Origin of the sequence: Polaromonas sp. (assembly GCF_039932935.1) — a bacterium.
Classification (GTDB): domain Bacteria; phylum Pseudomonadota; class Gammaproteobacteria; order Burkholderiales; family Burkholderiaceae_C; genus Polaromonas.
The window spans coordinates 44587-69240 of sequence record NZ_JBDTPB010000034.1 but is presented as its reverse complement, the minus strand read 5'-3'; the positions used below and the strand labels follow the sequence as shown (position 1 = coordinate 69240).

The 24654-nt window shown below is 63.1% G+C and carries 22 protein-coding genes; 11 read left to right on the top strand and 11 right to left on the bottom strand.

What is annotated here, in order from left to right:
* Nucleotides 1-8: 8 nt before the first annotated feature.
* The 11 genes from ABI546_RS04925 (at nucleotide 9) to ABI546_RS04875 (ending at nucleotide 12090) form a co-directional block, all read left to right on the top strand.
* Nucleotides 9-2399 carry a fimbria/pilus outer membrane usher protein gene (locus tag ABI546_RS04925; RefSeq protein WP_348044682.1) on the top strand — a complete coding sequence of 797 codons (2391 nt, stop codon included), beginning with the start codon at nucleotides 9-11 and terminating at the stop codon, nucleotides 2397-2399.
* Nucleotides 2396-3262 carry a spore coat protein U domain-containing protein gene (locus ABI546_RS04920; RefSeq protein ID WP_348044680.1) on the top strand — a complete coding sequence of 289 codons (867 nt, stop codon included), beginning with the start codon at nucleotides 2396-2398 and terminating at the stop codon, nucleotides 3260-3262. The genes ABI546_RS04925 and ABI546_RS04920 overlap by 4 nt, the downstream gene beginning before the upstream one ends.
* A 173-nt stretch (nucleotides 3263-3435) precedes the next feature.
* Nucleotides 3436-4332 (top strand): hypothetical protein, encoded by an 897-nt coding sequence (locus ABI546_RS04915; protein WP_348044678.1) that lies wholly within the window; start codon nucleotides 3436-3438, stop codon nucleotides 4330-4332.
* Between the two features lie 288 nt (nucleotides 4333-4620).
* On the top strand, nucleotides 4621-4992 hold the full coding sequence (locus tag ABI546_RS04910) for a hypothetical protein (protein ID WP_348044676.1): 372 nt from the start codon (nucleotides 4621-4623) through the stop codon (nucleotides 4990-4992).
* Between the two features lie 846 nt (nucleotides 4993-5838).
* Complete coding sequence (locus ABI546_RS04905; RefSeq protein ID WP_348044674.1) at nucleotides 5839-6486, top strand: hypothetical protein; 648 nt, start codon at nucleotides 5839-5841, stop codon at nucleotides 6484-6486.
* Between the two features lie 26 nt (nucleotides 6487-6512).
* Nucleotides 6513-7160 carry a hypothetical protein gene (locus ABI546_RS04900; protein WP_348044673.1) on the top strand — a complete coding sequence of 216 codons (648 nt, stop codon included), beginning with the start codon at nucleotides 6513-6515 and terminating at the stop codon, nucleotides 7158-7160.
* Between the two features lie 84 nt (nucleotides 7161-7244).
* Nucleotides 7245-7898 carry a hypothetical protein gene (locus ABI546_RS04895; RefSeq protein ID WP_348044671.1) on the top strand — a complete coding sequence of 218 codons (654 nt, stop codon included), beginning with the start codon at nucleotides 7245-7247 and terminating at the stop codon, nucleotides 7896-7898.
* Complete coding sequence (locus ABI546_RS04890) at nucleotides 7895-8377, top strand: hypothetical protein (protein WP_348044669.1); 483 nt, start codon at nucleotides 7895-7897, stop codon at nucleotides 8375-8377. Before ABI546_RS04895 ends, ABI546_RS04890 begins: the two co-directional genes overlap by 4 nt.
* Nucleotides 8378-8457: 80 nt before the next feature.
* The gene (locus ABI546_RS04885) at nucleotides 8458-9201 is read left to right on the top strand and encodes a hypothetical protein (protein ID WP_348044667.1); all 744 of its coding nucleotides are present in this window, start codon (nucleotides 8458-8460) and stop codon (nucleotides 9199-9201) included.
* Complete coding sequence (locus ABI546_RS04880; RefSeq protein WP_348044665.1) at nucleotides 9198-11300, top strand: SdrD B-like domain-containing protein; 2103 nt, start codon at nucleotides 9198-9200, stop codon at nucleotides 11298-11300. Before ABI546_RS04885 ends, ABI546_RS04880 begins: the two co-directional genes overlap by 4 nt.
* Before the next feature lie 268 nt (nucleotides 11301-11568).
* Nucleotides 11569-12090: a hypothetical protein gene (locus tag ABI546_RS04875; protein ID WP_348044663.1), complete on the top strand. Its 522-nt coding sequence runs from the start codon at nucleotides 11569-11571 to the stop codon at nucleotides 12088-12090.
* A gap of 15 nt (nucleotides 12091-12105) precedes the next feature.
* Here the strand turns inward: ABI546_RS04875 and ABI546_RS04870 are convergent, their stop codons facing one another.
* The 11 genes from ABI546_RS04870 to ABI546_RS04820 form a co-directional block, all read right to left on the bottom strand.
* Nucleotides 12106-13467: an alpha/beta hydrolase gene (locus ABI546_RS04870; protein ID WP_348044661.1), complete on the bottom strand. Its 1362-nt coding sequence runs from the start codon at nucleotides 13465-13467 to the stop codon at nucleotides 12106-12108.
* 134 nt (nucleotides 13468-13601) lie between these two features.
* On the bottom strand, nucleotides 13602-13979 hold the full coding sequence (locus ABI546_RS04865) for a response regulator (protein ID WP_348044659.1): 378 nt from the start codon (nucleotides 13977-13979) through the stop codon (nucleotides 13602-13604).
* 105 nt (nucleotides 13980-14084) lie between these two features.
* On the bottom strand, nucleotides 14085-14945 hold the full coding sequence (locus ABI546_RS04860) for a pseudouridine synthase (protein WP_348044657.1): 861 nt from the start codon (nucleotides 14943-14945) through the stop codon (nucleotides 14085-14087).
* Nucleotides 14946-15025: 80 nt separating this feature from the next.
* Entirely contained in the window at nucleotides 15026-15730 is a 705-nt protein-coding gene (kdpE, locus tag ABI546_RS04855) for a two-component system response regulator KdpE (RefSeq protein ID WP_348044655.1), read from the bottom strand.
* A gap of 20 nt (nucleotides 15731-15750) precedes the next feature.
* Nucleotides 15751-18456 (bottom strand): DUF4118 domain-containing protein, encoded by a 2706-nt coding sequence (locus ABI546_RS04850; RefSeq protein WP_348044653.1) that lies wholly within the window; start codon nucleotides 18454-18456, stop codon nucleotides 15751-15753.
* Nucleotides 18457-18489: 33 nt separating this feature from the next.
* Nucleotides 18490-18666, bottom strand: coding sequence for a hypothetical protein (locus ABI546_RS04845; RefSeq protein ID WP_348044651.1), 177 nt, complete (start codon nucleotides 18664-18666; stop codon nucleotides 18490-18492).
* Between the two features lie 11 nt (nucleotides 18667-18677).
* Nucleotides 18678-19250: a potassium-transporting ATPase subunit KdpC gene (gene kdpC, locus ABI546_RS04840; protein WP_348044649.1), complete on the bottom strand. Its 573-nt coding sequence runs from the start codon at nucleotides 19248-19250 to the stop codon at nucleotides 18678-18680.
* Nucleotides 19251-19274: 24 nt separating this feature from the next.
* Entirely contained in the window at nucleotides 19275-21350 is a 2076-nt protein-coding gene (gene kdpB, locus ABI546_RS04835) for a potassium-transporting ATPase subunit KdpB (protein ID WP_348044647.1), read from the bottom strand.
* Between the two features lie 25 nt (nucleotides 21351-21375).
* Nucleotides 21376-23175, bottom strand: coding sequence for a potassium-transporting ATPase subunit KdpA (gene kdpA / locus ABI546_RS04830; protein ID WP_348044645.1), 1800 nt, complete (start codon nucleotides 23173-23175; stop codon nucleotides 21376-21378).
* Nucleotides 23176-23260: 85 nt separating this feature from the next.
* Entirely contained in the window at nucleotides 23261-23359 is a 99-nt protein-coding gene (locus ABI546_RS04825; RefSeq protein WP_348044643.1) for a potassium-transporting ATPase subunit F, read from the bottom strand.
* Between the two features lie 424 nt (nucleotides 23360-23783).
* Nucleotides 23784-24506 (bottom strand): Crp/Fnr family transcriptional regulator, encoded by a 723-nt coding sequence (locus ABI546_RS04820; protein ID WP_348044641.1) that lies wholly within the window; start codon nucleotides 24504-24506, stop codon nucleotides 23784-23786.
* Between the last annotated feature and the right edge of the window lie 148 nt (nucleotides 24507-24654).

Below are 24654 nucleotides of genomic sequence, written 5' to 3'. Positions count from 1 at the left end.
CCGTTGCAATGAGGCGTTGGCGGACTTTACGAAAACATCCCGTAGCGATCGGCTTTGCAGGCCTTTGTTGCGGCCTGCTGGCGCATGCCCAGACACCGGCCTCTTCCAATGCCCCGCCCGCGGCCCGTTCCGCAAATGACCGGCTCCTTCCGCTGGAAGTCTTCATCAATAGCACCAAGGGGGGTGTCTGGACGTTGCTTGAACGCAACGGCATCCTGTATGCACCCGAAGACGCCTTTGAAGAATGGCGCCTGAACCATCGGCCCAGTGCCCAGGACGTCGATTTCCAGGGTCAAAAGTGGTTTCCGCTTTCGGCTATTCCAGGATTCGAGGCGCGGCTTAATTTCGCTGACCAGTCGGTTGACCTGGTGTTTTCGCCAGCGGCCTTCAACGCCGTGCGCTTGACGCAGGAGTCGGCCATGCGCCCTCCGCTGTCACCGTCGATCCCCGCCGCATTTGCCAATTACGACCTGAATTACATCACCACCCGCAACCGCGTTGCCGGCAATACCACGGACTCGAAGGACCTGGGCGCCCTGACCGAGTTCGGCGTGTCGGGGGAAATGGGGCTGTTGACCAGCAGCTACGTGGGACGCAACCTTATCAGCCAGGACCCGACGCTCAAGGCGTCATGGCGCCGGCTTGAAACAACCTACACCCGAAACTTCCTGGACAGCAACAGCTCCCTGCGCCTGGGCGACAGCAGCACGCGCACCGGCATTTCGGGGCGTCAGGTGTATTTTGGCGGGATTCAGTTCAGCAAGAACTTCTCGCTCCAGCCAGGCTTCGTCACCCAGCCCATTCCGACGGTTACCGGCCTGTCGGCCGCGCCCAGCACCGTTGAACTCTATGTCAATGACGCGCTGCGGCAAACTTCCAAAGTGCCGTCCGGCCCCTTCAGCATTGACAATTTTTCCGCGCTCACCGGTGCCGGGGAAGCCCGTGTGGTGGTGCGCGACATCCTGGGCCGGGAAACCGTCATCACCCAATCATTTTTCAGCAATGCCAACCTGCTGGAAGAAAACCTCAGCGATTGGAGCTTTGAGCTGGGCGCCGTGCGCCGCGACCTCGGGATTGAGAACGCCGACTACGGGGAGCGGTTCGTTTCCGGTCTCTGGCGTCAGGGCCTGAGCAAGAGTCTCACAGTCGAAGCCAACGGCGAATGGTCAAAGTCCCTGATGCGCGCGGGCGGCGGTGCCAGCTACGAATTGCCCTTCCAGATGCTGGGGCAGACGGCGTTCTCGGTGAGCCGCAGCGACGCGGCGGGCCAGGGCACCAACTGGATGCTCGGGGTCGAGCGCAGCGGACTGCGGCACGGCGTGTCGCTCAGCGCGGAAGGCGCATCGCGTGGCTATCGGCAGATTGGTATCGACACGCTGTCGCCCCGCCTGCAGACCACGGCCAGCTACAGCTATAGCAGCGACAATTTCGGCGCATTCAATATCAGCTATGCGGGCTTTGACAACTACGACCTCGGAAAGCTCAACACCGTCAGCGTCAACTACACCATACGCCTCGGCCAACGGGCAGCCCTGACCCTGAGCGCGACCCGCCTCAGCGGCATCAGCTCGGGCAACTCCGTGGGCGCCACGTTGATCGTGCCGCTGGAAAACCGGATCACCGTCGCCGCAGGCGTGACCACCCGCAGCGGGACCACAGAGGGGTATGTCAACGCCAGCCGCGCAGTCAGCGCCGAAACCGGCTGGGGGTGGCGAACGGCGCTCGGCACCCGTGCGGACGGCCGCTACGCGGAAGGCGGCGCGTATTACCAGGGCACCAAAGGGTTGTTTTCGGCTGACGTCAGCAACGGGGAGAGCCAGCAGAATCTGCGCCTGGGCCTCATCGGGGGCATGGTGGCGGCAGAGGGCCAAGTCTTTGCGACCCGCCGCGTGCAGGAAAGCTTTGCCATTGTGGAAGTGCCGGGTTATGCCAATGTGGGTGTAGGCTTTCAGGGTAGCACCCTGACCCGCACCAATGCAGACGGCGTTGCGCTGCTGCCGCGGCTGCTGCCGTTCCAGCGTAACAGCGTGCGCCTGGATCCGAGCGAGCTGCCCATCAGCGCCGAGCTTGACTCCATCGAGCTCGAAGCCGTGCCGGCGCTGCGCGGCGGGGTGAAGATCGCCTTTCCTGTCCGTTCCGGGCGGGGCGCCCTGATTCGCATTGAATTCGACGACGGTGAGCCAGCGCCGCCCGGTGCCGAAGTGGAGCTGATTGGCGACAAAAAAGAATTTTTTACCGCCCGGCGCGGCGAGGCTTTTGTGACCGGGCTGCAGGCGGTGAACCGTCTGCGTCTGAAATGGAACGGTTCCGATTGCACTTTTGCGGTGGCATTGCCGCCGGGCAATCTGGAAGATATCGCCCGGGTAGGCCCGGTGCGTTGCAGCGGGATCAAACGATGATTTACACCAAACCATGGCACCTTGCCGCTGCGGTATGCCTGCCCCTTCTGGGCGCGGCGCCAGCCAGGGCCGCGCTGATTTGCAACGCCACGACGACCCCGGTCCAGGTGGTGTACTTTGAGAACGATCCGAACCCCGCCGACGATGCCTGGAGCGTGTCAGTCAACTGTACCCGCGGCCCTACGGACCCGACCACCTCAGCCTACACATTGCAGGCCGACAACGGCTTTAACCCCTCCGGCAACACCAACCAGGCGGTCAATGGGAACGGCCAGACCAACCGGATCGCCTACGAACTCTACAGGACGGCGCCCGGAACAGGGCCATGGGGCGGAACCAATGCCACGGATTTCGCCGGAACGATCAACTTCGGCGGTGCCCTGACGGCCAGCGCCACTCATGTCTTCTACAGCCGTATCGCGGCCGGGCTCAACAAGTCGGCCAAGCTCTTCACCGACACCGTTACCATGCGCCTGCGCTATGACAACGGACCGAGCAACGTGACCGTTTCCCCCACGTTCCCCGTGAGCATCAACAACCAGTCCGTCTGCCTGCTCAGCACACCGCCCGGCAACATCCAGTTCAACTACGCCTCATTCCAGGTGGCCGCGGCCACGGCCAGCACGGCGTATGCCGTGCGCTGCACCATCGGTGAAACCTACACCATGGCGCTGGACGCGACAACAGGAACCCTGCTCACGCTCACTTACAACCTGGCCTTGAGCAATCCCGCAGGCCAGACCGGTACGGGCTTCCCGCAGAATTTCACGATCAACGGCACCGTCCCGGGCGGCCAGTCCGGCACCTGTGCCACGGGCACATGCACCAGCACCCAGGCGCGGACCCTGACGATCACGTACTAAGTAACGCGATTATTTTTTGCTTTCACCAACGTGATTTTTCTCACGGATTTGAGGCATCTGTACCGGCAGGAATGGCGCAATACGGCACCATTCACAGTATTGCTACAAAACGTTACCATCAGCAGCTAGAAGTCGTCCCAATGTGAAGCCTGGGCGATTAACGGAGTCAATCGATGAGTGTCTCTTACGCATTGCGCATTGCCCTGGCAGCCCTGCTGTGCACTTGCGCGCTGCAAGCCAAAGCAGCCATTACCTGCACACTCGCAGCCACGTCCGTAGACCTCAATTACACCAATGGGGCCGCCGCCGCCAATGCCAGCGGCACGATCACCGTGAACTGCACCAGGCTGGCGACGGACGCCAACAGCACGACCTACTGGGTCAGCATTGATTACGGCAGCCGCACCGGCCTTTCGCGCCGGATTTTCCGTCATGGCGGAAGCACCACCAACGCCAATCGACTGGATGTCAACATCTACAAGAATGCGACCACGACCGATTGGATCAATACCGGCACCGGGCGAGTCAATGGAACCTTGACATTTGGCGCGGCGTTGAGTGCCAGCACCGTCCTGACCTACAACTTCCGCGTGGTAGCCGGGCAAACCGGAAACACCGCAGGCATTTATGACGAAACCTTCATTACCAGCCTGCAGTTGACCACCGCCGGCGCCGTCGTCGCAACCACGACCTTCACGCCTACCGTGAGCATCATCGCGCAGTGTTTTGTCGGGCAGGTGGCTTCCGGCAATGCAGCGCCGGGCGCCATTTCTCCCTCTACACTGACACTGAACTACACCTCTTTTGCACCCACCGCCCAGATCGGCACCATGAACTTCACGGTCGACTGCACCCGCGGCACCAGCTACTCCCTGGCGCTGTCCCCCGCCGCGGGGACATTGCTGGGCCTCAACTACACACTGGCACTAAGCAGTGCTGGCGCAACGGGTGATGGCCGTGCTCAGCCCTATACGGTTACAGGCACCATTGCAGCCGGCCAGGCCGGAACCTGCTCCACAGCCGCCTGTACAGCCACCCAGACCGGGGTCGCGGTCACCGTCACCTACTAGGGCTGCAAGGCCGCCTTTCCCCCGCATCAACGGGTCCGTTATCTGTAGATGCAGGTAACGGCAGCTACTCCGCGCCCCCTATTCTGCGTTTGCCAGACCAAGAGAGAGGGCCGCGTCTCGCCGCATTCTGGAATGTCTCCGGATTGATTCCCGCTAAACCGGATTCGCCACCCCCCTTCGTGTGAAATGTCACAAATTAACAAATATGCTGTGACTTTTACGAATTGCTTCAAATTATCAATTTAGATAGTATTACGACAGCTTCCAACGATTTAAGGAGTTGTTGTCATGAAAATCATCAAAATCGCTTGCACCGCTGTCGTGTTCACCTCGGCCTTACTGGGAATTCATGGCGCAGCCCAGGCGCAGACAGCTTCCGGCTCCTTTGGTGTCACCATCATGTTACGCAGCTTCAGTGAGGCCGTCACGGCAGACCACCGGTGCACCCATCGCGGCCAGCCCGAGGGCCAGGCAGGTACTTTGCGCATCAGCTGCCCCGCCACGGTGGATGTTCAGGCCATCGCCAGCGCATCCACCAGCAAAACCGGCCAGACCCAACGCATGAATGCCATGTCCGACTCGGCGGGTACCCGCCTGGCGGTGGTAGCAGGCAAGCCCATGAACTCCCGGGACCCGGTTGAATTGACCATTTCCTGGTAAGCGGCGGTCAACACACCGCTTGAGGCGACGCCCAAATTTCCTCTCGCTCGCCTGCACCTTTCAGACCGAGCCATCAAGCGCTTGTCCGCAACCGGCATGAGGGTGCCTCCTCCATGGCAAAGCACGCCTGCGCGAGGAACGACGTGCCCACACGTGTGAGCCATGGTGAAGAACTCCTCGACCAGCACACCCGGTGCCGCTTGCACTGCGTGTTAGCGCTCTGCCCATAACACCCGTCGCAAGATGCCGCCAGCACACGGTTGAGCCGGCTGTTTGCCCTGTGATGTGTCCATACATGACAGGGCCGCGCGACCATCGCCGCGCACCTATATAACTCCCAGGCCAACGCCTTCACAAATGCCCGCCGGACCTCTACGGTTCGCAGTGCATGCAATCCTCGTCCACCATCGCCTTCTGATCGCTTGAACGCCCGCTTGACTGTTGAATAGCGCGTGCGGCTACGGCTTTCATTGACCAGCGCTACCTTCCGTACAACGAGTGCCTGATCAGCTCTAGCGTCACTGTAGTTGGGCAGGAAAAAACGGAGAAAAGCGTCGTCTGGCGACTCTCCGTCAATTGTTTCTCACTGGTTACATTATTTTGGGAAATATCTCACGAATCGCCGCAAGCAACGATCGTTACATCCATCTTATGGCACCTCCTTTTTGTTGCCATTTCGTAGAAATTCATTGTTTTCAATGACTTAAGCGTGACGGAATTACCGTTTGAGGCCGGAGTTACGAATGTAAATCCACCTTTTTTAGAAACTCCTAGTTACAGTCCATCCAAGTTCAGGCCAATCCTGAATTCCGATCCACCGCATCACACGATCTGGAGAACCCGAAGATGAAAAAAATTGTTTTAGCAAGTGCGTTAAGCCTCGCAGGCCTGCTGGCCCTGCCGGCCCATGCCGAGTCCACGTACACCACGCCCGCAGTGGCCGGCTCAACCGCAACCGCGCGCCTGGACTTCACCATCGTGATTCCTCAGGTGCTGTTCCTGCGGGTGGGCACCAGCTCCGGCAACACAGCCACCGACGGCACGATCAACGGCGTGACCTTCACGGTGCCAGGCGCCAATGTGGGTGACAGCAGCGTGATCGCCGGCGTCGGTGGCGACCTCGCCGCAGGTGCCGTGACCGTTCGCGTTTACGGCAACGGCGGCAACATCAGCCTCAACTCAACCACCACCGGTCCATTGACAACTGGTACCGCCGGCGAGGTGATCCCCTGGAGCCAGATCAACGTGGTCGGCGCAGCGCTCGGCGCCACCACCGCCGGCTTCACCAATGCTGCCATCACTCACCCCGCATTCAACCTGGGTGCAGGCGGTGGAACCGGTACGGCGACAACGCTGACGGCCACCAACCGACTTGTCCGCGTCGAAGGCAAATGGACTTATACCTATCTCAACGCAACCTTGCCCGCAGCCGGTACCTACGGCGGCACCATCGCCAAAAACGGCCGAATCACTTATACAGCCACGCAGCTCTAACTGAACCTTAACCCTTAGGAACCATCATGAAAAAACTCCTTCTTGTCAGTACCCTGGGCCTAACCGGCCTGCTCAGCGCTACCGCCCACGCCGAATCCACCTTCACCAACCCTGCCATCCTCAATTCGACCGCGACGGCGCGCGTGGACATGACGATCGTTATCCCGCAAGTGCTGTTCCTGCGTGTTGGCACCAGCTCCGGCAATACGGCAACTGACGGCACGATTGACAGCGTCACGTTCACGGTTCCGGGCGCCAACGTAGGCGACAGCAGTGTGATCGCAGGTGTCGGCGGTGACCTGACCGCAGGCGCCGTGACCGTTCGCGTTTATGGCAACGGCGGCAACATCAGCCTCAATTCAGCCACCACCGGCCCGCTGACCACCGGCACCGCCGGTGAAGTGATCCCCTGGAGCCAGATCAACGTGGCCGGCGCAGCACTGGGCGCCACCACCGCCGGCTTTACCAATGCGGCCATTACCCACCCAGCATTTAACCTGGGCGCAAGCGGCGGAGCCGGTACCGCCACCACTTTGACCGCCGCCAACAAGCTCGTTCGCGTCGAAGGCAAGTGGACCTATACCTACCTCAATGCAACCCTGCCCGCAGCCGGCAGCTACGGCGGCACCATCGCCAAGAACGGCCGCGTTACGTATACCGCTACGCAACTCTGAATCGTCTCTCCCTGCTACAAAGAATGGCTCCACTTGTGGGGCCATTCTTTTGTAATCCTTGTCAGTTAGCGTAAAGTGCCACGTATGCGCGTTCCTTCAGACCCATCTTTGCATTCACGCCGCTCCACATGGCGCCTGCTCATGCTGCTCGGCTGCGTGCTGGCCTGTACGACTGCCCAGGCCTTTGTCGTGAATATCACGGCAGGAACACGCTCCTTGTTTCTGCAAGTTGGCGCTGGTGCCATGACCGGCGGGACCTTCAACTCCGGCGGAACACCAGGCAACAACGGCACCGTTAACCGGGTTTCGGTTACCATTCCGGCCGCCAACATCGGCGCGGGCACCAGTGCCATGACCACCGACAGCACCGTCAGCGCGAGTCCCTATGACGGATTCGCGTTTTGTACCGTACCGGCGCAGGTTTATGTCGGGGGCTTTTACCGCACGCCAGGAACCGGAGCCAATGCCACCCTGACGGCCACCGCGCCAGCCTCATTGGTCAATGCCAGCGGAAACACCATCCCCTTCAACACCATCTCCTGGGTGTCTGGCGGTGCATCGGACCCTACAGCCACCATTCCCAGTGGCACCTTTGTAGGCGGCGCCTCACAGACCCTGCTCAGCGTCACGCGCAACACCTGGTTTGAAAGCTGCCTGCAGTTCAACTATGCCAATGCCCAACTGGTGGGCTCGGGCACCTTCACCGGCCGCGTCAGCTACACCCTGACAGCCCCATGACCCTGAAAGCCGCTATACCGCGAGTCCTGATCACTGGGTGCCTGCTAGCCGCCGGCCTGCAGATGGCGCCGCCGGCCATGGCAACCACGACCCGCGTGGACGACACTGGTACCGTGGTGACGCAGGGCGTCGTACCGATGCGCTGGCGGCAACTGGTTCCCGGCCGCGGCGCAGACAATTCGGTGGAAGCCAGCGTGCGCGTCGCCCTGCGCCTCAATCTGACGCGTTGGTTGAACCAGCCGGTCCGGCTTTACATGGCGCTCGCGCCCATGCCGGGCGAACCCATTTTTGTCACCTGGCGAACCCAGGGCCGTCTGCTGCCGGGCTCGCTCCGCTCCGGCGGGCGCACTTTAATTTTCGATGGCGTCGCCAGCGCAGCGACTCTGGAAGAAACCGTTGAGTTGCTTCTCAGAACAGATGGCCGCGCACTGGTGTCATCGCAAGCCTTGCAGTTCTATTTTGAGGTAGACACGCCATGATCCGTCCCCGGTTACGTGACATGCCACGATATGCGGCGAGCTCTGTTGGCTTGGCCCTGGCCCTGATGGCGCCTTGCGCCATGGCAAGCGAATTTGCGTTGGCGGTGTCCCCTCCCCGGTTTGAGCTTGAGGTCAAACCCGGCGAGCGCATTCGCCAAATCATGGAAATTACCAATGCGTCGTCAGCTCCAAGCACATTCAGCATCAAAACGGCGGACTGGCTACTCGGCATGGACAACGCCGTCACCTTTGTCGACGAACTGCGGCCAGGCAGCTGCCGCCCCTGGGTGACCATTGAGCGGCGCGAACTCACCGTTGCGGGCGGACGCCCTTACCGGTTTCGTTTTGAGGTGAATGTTCCGGCTGACGCCAAGCCCGGCGAATGCCGATTTGCTGTCATGCTCGAAGGGCAGGAGCAAGTCACTCGCATGGAATCGGGCCCGCCCATTCCATTTTCCGCCCGGCTCGGCGTGGTCGTATACGTCACCATCGGCGGCGCCGTGCCGGAGCTGAGCGTTGCCGGATCGGGAGTCCAGACCGTCAATGGTAAACCCACACCCGTTTTGCAAATTCGCAACAGCGGCGCCGCGCATGGCCGACTCACAGGATTCCTTAACGGCACTGATGCGTCCAACACGTCACTGGAATTCTCACCCGCCAATACTCCCATATTGCCCGGCGAGACGCGCACCATTCCGCTGAGTGCCACACGGCCAGGGGACCAGGACACCGCGGCGCAGATTCGCTACCCCGTCACTGTGCGCGGCAAGCTCGAGTGGGGCAAAGGCCAAACACAAAGTATTGAGCAACGCTTCGCCCCATGACGCGACGGGCGAACACGCCGATCACCCCTTCTTCCTTCCCTTCGAAGTGGTGGCGCCTCGGCCTTGCGGGCCTGGGTGCCAGTTTCGCGACGGCCGCGGCGCTGGCCCAGACGGCAGCCGCGCCCGGCGCAGCAGAACCAGAGCCAGAGCCTTATGTGGACCGGGTCATGGAAGGCCTGCCGGACCCGGACGGTGCGCTCCAATTGAAGTCCAGCGAATACAACGAAGCGGGTTGGCCACGCAGCTGGCGCGTTGACTATTCATTGTTCAGGCAGACCGGCGGCGGCGACAGTACATCCCGTGCACTGGGCCTGGGCGGTTTCATTGACACGCCAAACCATGGCGCGCTCTCAGTCAATGCCAACCTGGTTCAACAACAGTCCAACGCACCCGGCAACCAGGCGCAGAACAGCGGCAGCACCTGGCGCATTGACCAGCGCGGGCTGCCGCTGGACGGCGGCTGGTTCGCCAATCACAACGCCGGTGACATCAACACCGTGAGCACCCGGCTCGCCCGGGGCACGGGGCGGGTTTCCGTACCGGCCACACCCATCCGCGGCGTGGGCGGGCAGTGGTATCTCAACGACACCATCGACCTGAACGCCGCGGCGGGACGCACCGGTCTTTTCAGCGGGCTTGACGCTGCAGGGTTCCAGACCTCCGGCGGCAGCATCGGGTCTGCGGGTGCGCAATTTCGCCTTCCCATCGGCAACGCGCTGGGTGCGGGAAGCCGCAGCGACGCCGCGATCCAGTTGATTGACGGCAAGAACATTTCCGACGGCGCGGGGTTCGGCAATGCACTGAACACCCGCGGCTACTTTGCCGCGGCCTCCTGGGAGGGCGCGGCACCTTGGGGCCCCGGCCTGGCCACCGGCTACGGAGCGGCCAGCGAGCGCGTCGGCGGCCTGCGCCTTCAGGCCAACGTAGTGCGTAGCGATGCAACACAGGGCGGTGCGGCGACCGGTCTCTGGGCGGATGCCGCCTGGCGAACCGAGCGCTGGCGCAACACCGCAGGCGTTTTCCGCTTCGAGCCCAATTTGCGCTGGGGCACCACTGTTTTGGCCAGCGACCTGCAGGGGGTTTACTGGCAGGCAGACACCTCTACCCGGCAATGGCAAGCCGGCTTCGCGGCCGAGCTGAGCGACAGCGTCAGTGGCGGTGCGGGCGGCGGCGGTTCCGGACGCAGTGCCTTCATCAATGTCAATGGCCGTTACCTGCTGGATTCACGCAACTCGGTGGGCGCGGCCCTCAGCTTTCGCACCATCAGCAGCCCTGGCCAGTCGGCCCAGCTGTCCTGGAGCCGCACCGGCGACTGGGGCCAGACCCAATGGCGAGGCGACCTGGCCAACGCCTCCGGCATCCGGACCACGCGGCTGGGGGTAGACCAGAGTTGGCCGGTCACATTGCCCGCCAGTTTCAACACCTCTCTGGCATGGGAACGCATGAGCGGAAGCGTCAGCCCCACCACCGGCCTGATCTGGGGCGTGCTCGGCACCCTTTCCCCCTGGTCGCAGTGGTCACTCGATGGCTCCGTGCGCGGAGCGCGGCGCAGCGATGGAGGCGAATCGCTCAATGCCAACGTGGGCGTGAGCTGGCAACCGTATGGCGGCTGGTCGCTTACGCTGCGGTACACCGAGTCACGCGGACAGGAGCCGCTCCCCGCCCTCGTGGTTTCCGCGCTCACAACGGCGACGCAGCAGGCCATTGCGGCCACCCAGACCAACCGCAGCGTGCAACTGCTGCTGCGCTACGAAGACCGGGCCGGCACTTCCATCGCACCGCTCGGCGGCCTGCCGGGAACAGGTTCCGGCGGCTTGACGGGCGCGGTATTTTTTGATGCGGATGGCAACGGCCGCAGAGAAGCCTCCGAGGGCGGTGTGCCTGGCGTGACGGTGGTCCTGGACAGACGCTACGTGACCAAAACCGACAGCCAGGGACGCTACGAGTTTCCTTTCGTGGCCGCCGGGGAGCATCTGATTGAAGTCTCTCCGGACAATGTTCCCCTGCCGTGGAGCCCAGTGCTGCGCGAACCGGCAAAGACCGTGGTCATGGTGCGCCAAACGCATTCACTCGACTTCGCCGTACAGCGCGAACGCTGACACCTGTCTCACCCGCATTTATGTAACCCAAACGGGGTGCGGGCGTCGCAGGCCAAGCTGATCGACGCGTAAATCGGGCTGAAATTTGATAAACCCTCCCGCCATTTCGCCTAAATTTGAGAAAATCACTGAAAACCGAGGCAAATTTGCGACTTAAACTGAAATTTGCGTAAATAAGTCACATATTTACAGTAACTAATGTCTTGCATCACTTTTATCAATTTAGTTACTATGAGGCTGTCATCAACCACTTCACAGGTTCAGCCCCGTGTCCTCCTGCAGCCCCTGCCTCACATCCTTCAGCCGCTTCATGGCGCTGGCTGCGCTGGTGGCAGGCATGTGCTTCACATCGCAGAATTCACGTGCAGGCGAAACCTTAAGCGTTGACAAGCCCCAAGCCAGCACCTCACTGGATTTCGCCATCGTGATTCCCGCTGTGCTTCGTATCCTGGAAAACAGCCACCCGGCCGCCCTGTTCTCTGCCGACACGGCGGGCTCCCTGATCTCAGCCACGCAACGCATGGTGCTGGTATCGACCTTGGGCAAGGGCTTCTGCATGGACTTGCAACTCAACCAGCAGCAAGTGACAGACTGGCAGTTAAGCATCAGCGGAAGCGCTGGAACTCGCGTCGAGGCGGCCAACGGCGGCTACCGGATCTGCGCAATGCGTCCCGGCCGATTTGAGCTGGCACTGCAACACGCCTTCAGCCTGAAGGACCGTACCCCGGGCGCAATACCCCAGACATCCAATCTCAACTGGCCCGTCAGCGTGAGTCTGGTCACGCCCTGAACGAACCCAGCGCTGTCAGGAAGGTTGGCGGCCCAACCACCGCACCAACTGCCGCGTCACCTCGGGACGACTCAGCAACTCCATATGGTTCACGCCTTGCGCCACCCACTGGTTTTCCGGCGCAAATACCAGGGTACGGCCCGCCTCCTCATGCTGGCCCAAGGCGCTTTCCAGTGACACCAGTCCATCGCCCACCAGCTTGCGCGCCAACGCCTCCCTCACCGAAACCATCGGCCCTCTGCCGGGCGCCAGCGTGGTGGCCGCTACCGCATAGCACGCCACACCCGCCGGCAGGGGAACGGCCTGCCGAACGTCGGTGTTGCGCTCAAAGCGGCCCGCCTGTCGCCAGTCGGCCTCCAGCACATTGCCGTGGCGCAAGTCGGTGATGCCGGCGCTTCGCACCTGGCCGATACGCGCGAAGGGCCGCGTCACCAGGTTGCTGCCCAGCACACCATCCACCCAACTGCCCAGACGCTCCAGCGGTGCGCCGTGATGAGGGGTCCCCAAAAACACCATGGCCTTGAGCTGCTGCAGCCAGCTCTGACCCGCCTGCGCGGCATGGAAACAGGCGCTGCGGGCCACCAGGCCGCCCATGCTGTGCCCGAGCAAAGTCACCTCCTGCACAGGCTGCGGCCAGGCCCGGACCAACTGCTGCAACAGCCCGGACAGCTGCTCACCGTTGATGGACGTATGCAGCCCCGTGTTGTAGTGCAGGTACACCGGCGTGTAACCGAGCTCACGCGCCAGTTGTCCACCATGGCCCTGCGGCAAAGCGGCGCTGCCTGACCATTGCAGGTCGTTCATGCACAGCCCGTGAATCACCACCAGAATTTTTCCCGTCGCTTGGGGCAGGCGCAGGGCAAGCGCTGCGGGGTCCAGCAGCAGCGGCCGGCCTTCGTGGCGTAACGCCATGTGAATGGCCAGCGGGTTGCCCGTGTCCAGCAGCAGGTCCCCCAACACGCCGTTCAGGGCAGACAGCATGGCCTCGCGCTTGGGAGACGACGCCTGCACCCCGGCCAGCGGCACGACGCGCGACAACACCGCATTGGCGGTGCCGCCGGCCAGCCGCGTGATGCCCCTGATGCCGCCATAAACCCAGCCCGTGATGCCGGAAGGCCTGACGCCACTGCTCCCGGGGGTGCTGTCAACAAACCGGGAGCCCAGCAAGCCCAAAGGCGCCGCAACGGTTTTGTACACATTGCCCTGCACAGTTTCTGCCAGACCGGTGATACCCAAAGTGGCTTGCGTGGCCAGCTGCGCCAAGCCCTGAACATCAGACACATGCAGCCAGGTTGGCAAGCGGGAAGACTTGGGCGGGGAAGGGGCAGCAGGCGCAGCAGAAGAAGCCGGGGCTGCCGGCCGGTCAAAGGTGTTCATGGCGCATTGTGGCGTGATCGGCCTCTATGCGCCAGCGGCACGCAGCGGCAGCCGGTTTAGGGATGAAATGTGCCGCCAGCCCAAGCAGAGCCAGCGCAAGCGGCTATAAAATTAATAGCAAACTACAGCTCCTGCTAATGCAAGGCTGTTTGCTCGTTGCAATACTCAAACAGGTCTTCCAGTTCACTGGACTTGTCGAAAACCGCATCGGCTCCAAGCTCAGCGGCACGCCTGCGGATTTCCGCAGTGGCATAGTTGCTCAGGACGACAACCTTCTGGTAGGGCTCGCGGTTGCGGCAGCCCGCCAAAACGCCCAGCCCGCTGCCCTCCTTCAGAAATAGGTCCACGATGGCCAGATGCCACTCCCCGTCGTGCAGCTTGAGCCAGCGGCTGGCCTCAGTTTGCGTGGCGCCGTAGCCCGTCACCTGGACTGCGGCGATCTCCTTGAGGGCCTCAATCAGGTTCTCAAGAACGATCTCGTTGTCTTCAACCAGGTAAGTAATAAGTGCCATGCATTCACTTTATGCCTCGGGCTGGAGCGAACTGCCATCCGTTGGCGCACATCCAGGTAGGACCAGGACACTCAAGGCAAAGCCGGCGCGCAGGCCGTCGGCCGGCTAAAACCGTTCGTGCGGCGCCAGATAGCGCCATTGACCCACCGGCAAATGGCCGAGGTTGACCTGGCCGATGCGTACGCGCTTCAGGCCCGTGACAAACAGGCCGACCTGCTCACACATGCGGCGAATCTGGCGTTTCTTCCCCTCTTTAAGCACAAACCGCAGTTGCTCAGGGTTTTGCCAGCTGACCTGCGCGGGGCGCAGAGGCTGGCCGTCCAGGCTGAGCCCATGGTTCAGCAAGGCCAGTTTTTCTGCCGGGAATACCGCCTGCACATTGCTGCTTTCACCGCCCAGGCCCAGGCTCACCCGCACCAGGTACTCTTTTTCGACTTCCGAGTCTTCGCCGATCAGCTGGCGCGCGACGCGGCCGTCCTGCGTCAGCACCAGCAAGCCGATGGAGTCGATGTCCAGCCGCCCGGCCGGAGCCAGCCCACGCAGTTGCTCATGGCCCCAGCGCATGCGGCTATTGCATTCGCGCCAGCGGTTTTGCGGCTGCACCAGCACCACGGCGGGCTCGTGTCCGTCTTCGGCCTGGCCGCTAACATAGCCCACCGGCTTGTTGATCAGGATGGTGACCTGCTGGCGCTGCTGCTGCTCGGCCTGGCGGTCGATCTCGATGCGCGCGTCCACGGCCACCGGCTGGCCCATCACGGCGGGCGCGCCGTTCACACGCACCCAGCCCCGCGCGATCCAGTCGTCGGCCTCGCGTCGCGAGCACAGGCCCAGCTCGGCCATGCGCTTGTTCAAGCGCACGGTAGCCGCCAGCGCGCCGGGCGCAGGCGCAGGTGCGGTGGTTTTCTGGATCCGCACGGCAGCGCCCACGGGTTTGGGGCCGGATCCGGGTTTCAGGGGTTCTTGCATTTGCTATCTATTTTATAGCTGCTTACGCTCGTCATTCGCGGGCCGCAGCTGTATTTGTCACTTAATCTGCCGTGCGGCAGTCAGGCCACCCACAGGCGATAACCCACTGCGGTTTCAGTCAGCAGGTGTTTGGGTTGCGCCGGATCGGCCTCAAGCTTCTGGCGCAGGTGCCCCATATAGATGCGCAAATAGTGATTTTGCCCTGCATGCGCCGGGCCCCACACCTCGCGCAGCAACTGGCGGTGCGTGAGCACCCGCCCGGCATTCGCCATCAGCACCGTGAGCAGGCGGTATTCGATGGGCGTCAGGTGCACCTCCACCCCATCGCGCCGCACCAGGCGGGCCTGGCGGTCCACCACCACGTCGCCAAAGCCGAACAGCGGCTCGTCGGGCGCGCCGTCGGCCCCGGCGGCGCGCGGGCGGCGCAGGTTGGCGCGCACGCGTGCCAGCAACTCGCCCACGCCAAAGGGTTTGGTAAGGTAGTCGTCCGCACCCGCATCCAGGGCGGCGATTTTGTCGGCCTCATCGGCGCGCGCAGACAGCACCACGATAGGCACTACCGACCAGCCGCGCACGTCGCGTATCACCTCCAGCCCGTCGCCGTCGGGCAGGCCCAGGTCTAGCACCAGCAGGTCGGGCTTGCGCGTGCCGGCCTCTATCAACCCGCGCTGTGCGGTGTCGGCTTCGAACACCTGCCAGCCTTCTCCTTCGAGTGCTGAGCGCACAAAGCGGCGTATCTGCGGCTCGTCTTCAATCACAACAGCAACAGGCGTGGGATGGGACATGGGCAATGAGGAAGAAGGGCTCAGGCGTTTTCGGGCAGGTCCGGCGGCAGGCGGCGCGGCAGGGTTACCGTGAATTCTGCACCACCGTCCGCGGCATTGCCCGCCGTGAGTTGCCCGCGGTGCGCCTGCACCACCGCCTGGCAAATCGCCAGGCCCAGCCCCACGCCCGGTGTGGCCGATTCGGTCACGCCTCGCGTGAACTTCTCAAACAGTTCATGCTCGCGCCCTCGCACGGCCTCGGGCAAGCCGGGGCCGTGATCGCGCACCGAAAACACCAGCGCCTTGTCGGTGACATGCGCGCTGACTTCGACAGGCGCCCGCCCGTACTTGGCCGCGTTTTCCAGCAGGTTAACCAGCACCCGCTCCATCAGCACGGCGTCAAACTCCACCAGCGGAAGGCCGGCGGGCACATCAGTGGTGACGGCTTTGCCCGCCAGCGCATGCTGCGTCTGGCGGATCGCCGAACCCACGATTTCTTCCACCGACTGCCACTCGCTTTTGAGGTTGACGGCGCCGCTTTGCAACCGCGCCATGTCCAGCAGGTTGTTGACCAGCGTGCTCAGGTGGCGCGCTTCGCTGCTGATGGCGCGGGCGGCCTCCGCCTGGGCCTCGCTCAGCGGCGGCGCCGTTCGCTGCAGGGAATCGGCCAGGCCGATCAAGGCGGTCAGCGGCGTACGCACGTCATGCGAGATCGCCGCCAGCAGCACATTGCGCAGTTTTTCAGACTCCATCTGCACCACGGCCTCCTGCGCCACCTCCACATAGTGCACACGCTCCAGCGCAATCGCCACCTGCCGGGCCAGGGTGTCGAGCTGCTGCATCTGCTCGGGGATCAACAGCCAACGCGGCTGCGCCGGCTTGAGCGCCAGCACGCCGCGCACGCGCATCGGCGCCTTGAGCGGGATGTAATGCCACGTCTGGGCCGACAAGGTGGCGGTGGCCAGCCCGGCGGCCTGCTCATTGCGAAACACCCAGTCGGCCACGCTGGCGTCAAAGTCCGGCGCTGGATTCGCCAGGGGCCGCAACTGGTCATGCGCATCCGTGGCCAGCACCACAACCTGCCCGCCGAAGTTGCGCTGCACGGCCGCCTCGCCCAACTCGATCACCTGCTCGCTCAGCAGCGCTCCCGACAAATCGCGCGTGAGCTCAAAAAGCGACTGCGCGCGGCGCTCCCGGCTGGCGGCGATGCGCGCCTGAAAGCGCAGGCCCGCCGTAAGTTGCCCCGTCAGCAGGCCCACCACCAGCATGACGCCGAAAGTCACCAGGTACTGCACGTCACTGACGGCAAACGACAGGCGCGGCGCCACAAAAAAAAAGTCAAACGCCGCCACGTTGAGAAAGGCCGCCAGCGCCGCCGGCCCGCGACCAAACTTCAATGCCACCAGCACCGTGCCCAGCAGAAACAGCATGACGATATTGGCCAGATCAAAAAATGCCAGTAGCGGCAGGGCCAGGAGAGTAATGGCGGCACTGCCGGCTGCGGCCCAGGCATAGGCCGGCAGCTTGCCTTGCCAGTCGGCGGCTTCATCATCACCGGCCGAGCGCTGCACGGCGCGCGAAAGACGCCGCGCGCTGTCTGCGTGGCCCGCCTCCACGATGTCCAGGGTGGGCGCCAGCGCGGCCAGCCGGCGTGTCATGGTGGGGCCGGCCCACAGGGCGCGCCAACCCGCCAGCTGCGGTCGGCCCACCACCAGGGTAGCGCAATTGAGTTGCTGCGCCTGCGCCACCAGCTCGGCGGCGGCGTCGCTGCCGGTCAGCACGGCCGTTTCCGCACCCAGTTCTTCGGCCAGCTGGATGACGGCCAAAGTGCGGTCGCGCTGGGCGACCTCCAGCACCTGCAGGCGAGGCGTTTCCACATAGGCCGCATGCCAGCGCACATTGAGCTGGCCGGCCAGGCGCGCCGCCGTGCGCACCGTTTGCTCGGCGCCCTCGCGCGGGCCTATGCAGGCAAGGATGGCGCCTTCCGTGTTCCAGACCGGGGCGATGGATTTTTCGACACGGTAGCTGCGCACGTCGTCTTCGACATGCTCGGCCGTGCGCCGCAACGCGATCTCGCGCAGGGCGATCAGATTGCCCTTGCGAAAGAAGTTCTGCGCCGCGCGCTCGGCCTGCTGGGGCATGTAGACCTTGCCCGCCTTCAGTCGCGCCATCAGCTCGTCAGGGGTGACATCGACCAGGATGACCTCGTCGGCCCCGTCCAGTACCGTGTCGGGCACGGTTTCATGCACACGGATGCCAGTGATGGCGCCCACGGTGCCATTGAGGCTTTCAAGGTGCTGTACGTTAACGGCAGACCAGACGTCAATGCCCGCCTCCAGCAGCTCGTGTACGTCCTGCCAGCGCTTGGCGTGGCGCGAGCCTTCCACATTGCTGTGCGCGAGCTCATCGACCAGCAACACGGCCGGCTTGCGCGCCAGCGCCGCATCCAGATCAAACTCTTTCAGCGTGCGCCCCCGGTACGCCACCTCACGCAAAGGCAGTTGCTCCAGCCCCGCCAGCAGTTCCATGGTTTCGCTGCGGCCATGCGTTTCGATCACACCCACCAGCACGTCACGCCCGGCCTTGCGTTCGCGCTGGGCGGCGCTGAGCATGGCGTAGGTTTTTCCCACGCCTGCGCTGGCACCAAAGTAAATGCGCAACTTGCCCCGGCGCGCCTTTTCGTCCTCGCCGCGCAGGCGGTCCAGAAGCTGGTCGGGGTCAGGTCGGGAGTCGGAAAAGCTGGCCATGCGCTTGCGTTGTTCCAGGGTGGTTCGCAGGTCTCAAAGGTCTCTGCGCAAAGGGTAACACCGGGGGCGGGCATCCTGCGCGCCGGACTCATCCTCTTTTGGCTCACGCGATGCCCGCTTGTCGGCGCGTCCCGCGATCCACCAGGCCACGGCCAGCGGCAGGCCAAAGGCGGCCAGTGCACTCAGCGCCCTCAAAAGTTCAGAGTCCATGGCCGTTTCTCTTAACGAAGAGCCTCAAGTGCAAGATTGAGCTTGAGCACATTTACTCTGGGTTCACCCAAAATAGCAAACAGGGGTTGCTCGGTTTGCTGCTCGAGCAAGGCCTGGACTTTTTCAACCGCCACGCCGCGCGCCTTGGCCACACGGGCCACCTGGTAGCGGGCCGCGGCTGGGCTGATGTGCGGATCCAGCCCGCTGGCAGAGGCGGTGACCAGGTCGACCGGTACCTGGGCAGTGTTGCCCGGATCGGCCGCTTTGAGTGCTTCAATACGGCCTTTGACGGCATCGGCCAGCGCGGGATTCAACGGCCCCTGGTTGGCGCCGCTGGATGCTGCGGCGTTGTAGGGCATGGGGCCGGTGGCCGAAGGGCGGCCCCAGAAATGCCTGGGATCCGTGAAGTTCTGCCCTATCAGTCCGGAGCCGACGAGCTTGCCGTCACGCTGGATCAGGCTGCCGCCGGCCTGCGCCGGAAACAGCGATTGCGCGGCGCCGGTCACTACCAGCGGGTAAGCCACACCGGTGGCCAGGGTCAGCACGGCGAACATCACCAATGCAGGTCTAAGAATGGTTGTCATGAGGATTCCTTGGTGGATGTGAAGTCAGGCCAGATTCAGGGCCACCAGCACCAGGTCAATCGCCTTGATGCCGACAAAGGGCACGATCAGGCCGCCCAGGCCGTAGATCAGAAGGTTGCGGCGCAGCAAGGTAGCGGCGCCCACAGCGCGGTACTTCACACCCTTGAGCGCGAGCGGGATCAAAAACATGATGATCAGCGCGTTGAAAATCACCGCCGACAAAATCGCCGACGACGGGCTGCCCAGATGCATCACATTGAGCGCGGCCAACTGCGGGTAAGTACTCACAAAAATCGCCGGGATGATGGCGAAGTACTTGGCCACGTCGTTGGCGATGGAGAACGTGGTGAGCGAGCCGCGCGTCATCAGCAAGGCCTTGCCGGTTTCGACGATCTCCAGCAGCTTGGTCGGATTCGAATCGAGATCCACCATGTTGCCGGCTTCCTTGGCGGCCTGGGTGCCGCTGTTCATGGCCACCGCCACGTCGGCCTGGGCCAGCGCCGGTGCGTCATTGGTACCGTCGCCCGTCATCGCCACCAGACGGCCTTCAGCCTGGTACTCGCGGATCAGCTTGAGCTTGTCTTCGGGCGTGGCCTCGGCCAGGAAGTCGTCAACACCCGCTTCGGCGGCGATGGCGGCTGCCGTGAGCTTGTTGTCGCCGGTGATCATTACCGTCTTGATACCCATGCGGCGCAACTCACCGAAGCGCTCCTTGATGCCGGACTTGACGATGTCCTTCAGCTCGACAATGCCCAGCACCACGCTACCGTCGGCCACCGCCAGCGGCGTGCTGCCGCGGCGCGCCACTTCGTCGGACACGCGCAACACCTCGGCCGGCACGCTGCCGCCCAGTGACTCCACATGCTTTCGGATGGCATCCACCGCGCCTTTGCGCAACTGGCGCGTGCTGCCGTCGGGGTGCTGCACGTCGATGCCGCTCATGCGGGTCTGGGCTGTGAAGGGGACCTCATGACTTTCACCTGCAAGCGGTTCGCTCGCACCGAGGCGTTGGGCCAGCGCGACAATACTGCGGCCTTCGGGCGTTTCGTCGGCCATGGAGGCCTGCATGGCTGCGGTGGCCAGCTTCGCACCGGTCATGCCAGGCGCCGGCAGGAAAGTGGACGCCTGCCGGTTGCCGTGTGTGATGGTGCCGGTCTTGTCCAGCAGCAATACGTCCACGTCACCGGCGGCTTCCACCGCGCGGCCCGAGGTGGCGATCACGTTGGCCTGCATCATTCGGCTCATGCCGGCCACGCCGACGGCCGACAGCAGGCCGCCAATGGTGGTCGGGATCAGGCAGACCAGCAGGGCCACCAGCGCGGTGATGCTCACCACCGTGCCCGCGCCTGCGGCCTCCACGCTGAACATGGAAAACGGCAGCAGCGTCACCGTGACCACCAGGAACACGATGGTCAGCGCCACGAGCAAGATCGTCAGCGCGATTTCATTGGGTGTCTTCTGGCGTTTGGCGCCTTCAACCATGCTGATCATGCGGTCCAGAAAGGATTCGCCGGGGTTGACCGTGATGCGCACCACCAGCCAGTCGGACAGCACGCGCGTGCCGCCTGTCACGGCCGAGAAGTCGCCACCCGACTCGCGCACCACCGGGGCCGATTCGCCGGTGATGGCACTTTCGTCGACCGAGGCCACGCCTTCAATCACTTCTCCATCCAGCGGAACCATATCCCCCGCTTCCACGAGCACCACATCCCCTTTTCGGAGATTTTCGGCTTCTTGCGGCAGGAATGTGGCGCCATGCTGGGGTTCCTTGAGTTTCTTGGCCCAGGTGCTTTTTTTCAGGCTGCGCAGTGATGCCGCCTGCGCCTTGCTGCGGCCCTCGGCCAGCGCCTCGGCGAAGTTGGCAAACAGCACGGTGAACCATAGCCAGACGGCCACGGCAAAGATAAAGCCCGCCGGTGCTTCGCCCTGGCCTTGCAAGGCCTGCAAGCCCAACAAGGTGGTGAGGATGCTGCCGATGTAGACAACAAACATGACAGGGTTGCGCCACTGCACGCGCGGGCTGAGCTTGGTAAACGACGCCGCGATGGCAGGTTTGAGCAAGGCGGGATCAAGCAACACAAAAGGTTTTTGGGTAGTCATATCAATTTCTCCTTGAGCCTTGCGCTTAGTGACCTGGCCAGAGCATCAGGTGCTCGACCACCGGGCCCAACGCGAGGGCAGGCACGTAATTCAGCAAACCCACCAGCAGCACGGTACCTATCAGCAGCATCACGAACAGCGGGCCGTGCGTGGGCATGGTGCCGGCCGTCACCGGCAGGCGTTTCTTTGCAGCCAGCGCGCCGGCAATTGCCAGCACCGGCACGATGACGCCGAAGCGACCCAGCCACATGGCGATGCCCAGCAGCGTGTTGTAGAAGGGCGTGTTGGCAGACAAGCCCGCGAAGGCGCTGCCGTTGTTGTTGCCGGCTGAAGTCAGCGCATAGAGGATTTCCGAAAAACCGTGCGCACCGGGGTTGGCAATGCCGGCTTTTCCGGCACCCGCCAACACGGCGACGGCCGTGCCCGTCAGCACAAGGATGGGCGTGACCAGGATGGCGATCGAGGTCAGCTTCATTTCGTGCGACTCGATCTTCTTGCCCAGGTACTCGGGTGTGCGGCCAATCATGAGGCCGGCGATAAACACCGCCAGGATGGCAAAGATCAGCATGCCGTAAAGGCCCGTTCCGACACCGCCGAACACCACCTCGCCCAGTTGCATCATCACCATGGGCACCATGCCACCCAGCGGTGTGAAGGAGTCGTGCATGGCAATGACCGCACCGCAGGAGGCCGCCGTCGTGATGACCGCGAACAGGCTGGAGGCATTGATACCGAAGCGGGTTTCCTTGCCTTCCATATTGCCGCCGGCTTGCAGCGCGCTGGCCGTCTGGTCCACACCCAGCGGAGGCAGCAGCGGGTTACCGGCTTGCTCGGCCGGGGTGATGGCCACGACCGCGATGACAAACATCACCGTCATGGCGGCCAGCACGGCCCAGCCCTGGCGCTGGTCGCCCACCGCACGGCCGAACGCAAAGCACAGCGCTGCGGGGATCAGGAAGATCGCCAGCATCTGAAAGAAGTTGCTCAGCGCGGTCGGGTTTTCATACGGATGCGCAGAGTTGGCGTTGAAGAAGCCGCCGCCATTGGTGCCCAGCATCTTGATGGCTTCCTGCGAAGCCACCGGCCCCATGGCCAGGGTTTGCTTGTCGGACCTGGCCTCTTCCATGACTGAATTGCCCTTTTCGTCTTTCAAGGGCTGGCCGTCGGCCCCCGCTTTGGGCAGCTGATAAGACGTGGTTTCCAGCGTCGTGACGTCCTTGTAGCTGTCGAAGTTCTGGATCACGCCCTGGCCTGCCAGAAAAACGGCAAACACCAGCGACAGCGGCAACAGCAGCCAGGCGGTGATGCGCGTGACATCGACCCAGAAGTTGCCGATCACGCCCGTCGCACGCGCAGCAAAGCCGCGGAACAACGCAAACACCACGGCAATGCCAGTGGCGGCAGACAAGAAGTTTTGCACCGACAGCGCCAGCATCTGCGTGAGGTAGCTCATGGTGGACTCGCCGCCATAGCCCTGCCAGTTGGTGTTGGAGACAAAACTGATGGCGGTGTTGAAGGCCGAGTCTGGTACGACGGCGGCCATGCCGGCCGGGTTGAGCGGCAGCCACACCTGCAAGCGCTGCAAGGCATACACGCCGACGAAGCCCAGTGCATTGAACGCCAGCAAGGCCAGCGCGTACTGCGACCACTTCATACTCGTATCAGCGGACGTGCCGGCCAGCCGGTACAGCGGTGCCTCGACCTTGTGCATCCAGCCGGGGAGGCTGCCGGAATAAATGCGTGCCAGCCAGATACCTAACGGCCAGGCGGTGACCAACAGCACACCAAGGAAAAGAGCCAACAAGCCCCATGAGGAATTATTCATAGAGCCCCCACGCTTGCGGCCAGGGCCGGCGCGCTGCCCCCCGAGGGGGCGTTCACTTGCTTGAAGCGGTTCTGCGCGGCGTTCATCAAAACTCCTCGGCGCAGATCAGCGCATAGACGAGGTAGGCGAGCAACGCAATGGCGCAGAAGCCGCCAAAGCCGTACAAGATATCAAGGCTGATCATGAGCGGCCCCCTTCGGGCTTTTCGAGCTTCTGAAAGCCCCAGACCAGCAGCACCATCACACCCCACAGGGCGGCGGCGCCAAGAATAAACGCAAGATCCATGATCTTTCTCCAACGAATAACGATGGAGAAAGTGTCGGATTCCGCGTGTAAAAACGGAGATGAAAGAAAGGCGGCCGGTATAAAGAAAGCGTAAAAACCGGGCAAAAAAGCCCGGTCTGCATCCCGAAGTTCGCGCGCGTTCGTTTGCAGACCTGTCGGCGCCGGCGCTCAAGCTGGTAGCGGCGCTTGTGCGCCTCTGGTGTGCAGGAAACCGCCCACTGACGGATTGACGCTGGACGCTGCATGGGCGGTGCCGCGTGAGGTTCTTCAGCTTGCTATGAATTCAGGAGCATGTTGCGCCCGTTACCATGGGGCTGCAGCCCTTATTTTTCTGAAAAAACGCTGGACCGCAGCGCGCCCAGGTCCAGCACACGCAGCCCGCCGTACTCAATGCGGATAAAACCCTGGGCTTGCAGTGTGCTCAGCGCCTCGTTCACGCGCTGGCGCGACAGGCCCACCAGGTAGGCCATCTCCTGCTGCGTGATGCGCAGCATCTCGCCCACCCCGGGGTACAGCACCGGGTTGAACAGCGAAGCCAGGCTGCGTGCCACGCGGATGTCGGGGTTGTTCATGCGGTCGATTTCGCGCGCGGCGATGAACTGTGCCAGGCGCTCATTGAGCTGGTTCATCACGAAGCGGTTAAAGCCGATGGAGTGGTCCAGCAGCCAGTGAAAGCTGTCGGCCGGAAGTCCCGCCACCACGGTTTTTCGCAAGGCCTGGATGTTGTAGCGGTAGGGCTCCCGCTTGAGCACGGTGCCCTCGCCAAACCATGCACCGGGGGGCAGGCCGGCAAATGTCATGGTGGCGCCCTGGGCGCTGTCCGAGCTCATCTTCAGCAGGCCCTCCACCACCCCGAACCAGTACGTCACCGGCTTGCCGACCCGGCAGACGTAATCGCCAATCTGCGCGTCGCCCACCCGCAGGTCGGCCACGGCGCGCTCGCGTTCGGCGGGCAGCAACTCTTTGAGCCAGTGAACACCGGCAAGCTCCGTCGCATCCGGCAGGCGGCTGCGGATCTGCATGGACTGGCCGGTGATCACCGACATGTGGCGCCTGTGGCTAAGGGAAAGTCCGGGGGAGTAATCACCCTTGAATTGTCGTCCGAACGACAACACGACGTCAAACGCGCGCCTACCATGCAAACACAAGACAAGGTTTTGACTGATCGGCGCCTCTGACGGCGGCAGTCTGGCG

Excerpts from the sequence above, each read along its gene's own strand:
- ABI546_RS04915 (WP_348044678.1), top strand. The coding sequence starts at position 3,436 with ATGAGTGTCTCTTACGCATTGCGCATTGCCCTGGCAGCCCTGCTGTGC.
- ABI546_RS04905 (WP_348044674.1), top strand. The coding sequence starts at position 5,839 with ATGAAAAAAATTGTTTTAGCAAGTGCGTTAAGCCTCGCAGGCCTGCTG.
- kdpA (WP_348044645.1), bottom strand. The coding sequence starts at position 23,175 with ATGAATAATTCCTCATGGGGCTTGTTGGCTCTTTTCCTTGGTGTGCTG.
- ABI546_RS04885 (WP_348044667.1), top strand. The coding sequence starts at position 8,458 with ATGGCAAGCGAATTTGCGTTGGCGGTGTCCCCTCCCCGGTTTGAGCTT.
- ABI546_RS04845 (WP_348044651.1), bottom strand. The coding sequence starts at position 18,666 with ATGGACTCTGAACTTTTGAGGGCGCTGAGTGCACTGGCCGCCTTTGGC.
- ABI546_RS04880 (WP_348044665.1), top strand. The coding sequence starts at position 9,198 with ATGACGCGACGGGCGAACACGCCGATCACCCCTTCTTCCTTCCCTTCG.
- ABI546_RS04825 (WP_348044643.1), bottom strand. The coding sequence starts at position 23,359 with ATGATCAGCCTTGATATCTTGTACGGCTTTGGCGGCTTCTGCGCCATT.
- ABI546_RS04920 (WP_348044680.1), top strand. The coding sequence starts at position 2,396 with ATGATTTACACCAAACCATGGCACCTTGCCGCTGCGGTATGCCTGCCC.
- kdpE (WP_348044655.1), bottom strand. The coding sequence starts at position 15,730 with ATGTCCCATCCCACGCCTGTTGCTGTTGTGATTGAAGACGAGCCGCAG.
- ABI546_RS04900 (WP_348044673.1), top strand. The coding sequence starts at position 6,513 with ATGAAAAAACTCCTTCTTGTCAGTACCCTGGGCCTAACCGGCCTGCTC.
- ABI546_RS04860 (WP_348044657.1), bottom strand. The coding sequence starts at position 14,945 with ATGCAAGAACCCCTGAAACCCGGATCCGGCCCCAAACCCGTGGGCGCT.
- ABI546_RS04870 (WP_348044661.1), bottom strand. The coding sequence starts at position 13,467 with ATGAACACCTTTGACCGGCCGGCAGCCCCGGCTTCTTCTGCTGCGCCT.
- ABI546_RS04925 (WP_348044682.1), top strand. The coding sequence starts at position 9 with ATGAGGCGTTGGCGGACTTTACGAAAACATCCCGTAGCGATCGGCTTT.
- ABI546_RS04850 (WP_348044653.1), bottom strand. The coding sequence starts at position 18,456 with ATGGCCAGCTTTTCCGACTCCCGACCTGACCCCGACCAGCTTCTGGAC.
- ABI546_RS04820 (WP_348044641.1), bottom strand. The coding sequence starts at position 24,506 with ATGTCGGTGATCACCGGCCAGTCCATGCAGATCCGCAGCCGCCTGCCG.
- kdpC (WP_348044649.1), bottom strand. The coding sequence starts at position 19,250 with ATGACAACCATTCTTAGACCTGCATTGGTGATGTTCGCCGTGCTGACC.
- ABI546_RS04895 (WP_348044671.1), top strand. The coding sequence starts at position 7,245 with ATGCGCGTTCCTTCAGACCCATCTTTGCATTCACGCCGCTCCACATGG.
- kdpB (WP_348044647.1), bottom strand. The coding sequence starts at position 21,350 with ATGACTACCCAAAAACCTTTTGTGTTGCTTGATCCCGCCTTGCTCAAA.
- ABI546_RS04890 (WP_348044669.1), top strand. The coding sequence starts at position 7,895 with ATGACCCTGAAAGCCGCTATACCGCGAGTCCTGATCACTGGGTGCCTG.
- ABI546_RS04865 (WP_348044659.1), bottom strand. The coding sequence starts at position 13,979 with ATGGCACTTATTACTTACCTGGTTGAAGACAACGAGATCGTTCTTGAG.
- ABI546_RS04910 (WP_348044676.1), top strand. The coding sequence starts at position 4,621 with ATGAAAATCATCAAAATCGCTTGCACCGCTGTCGTGTTCACCTCGGCC.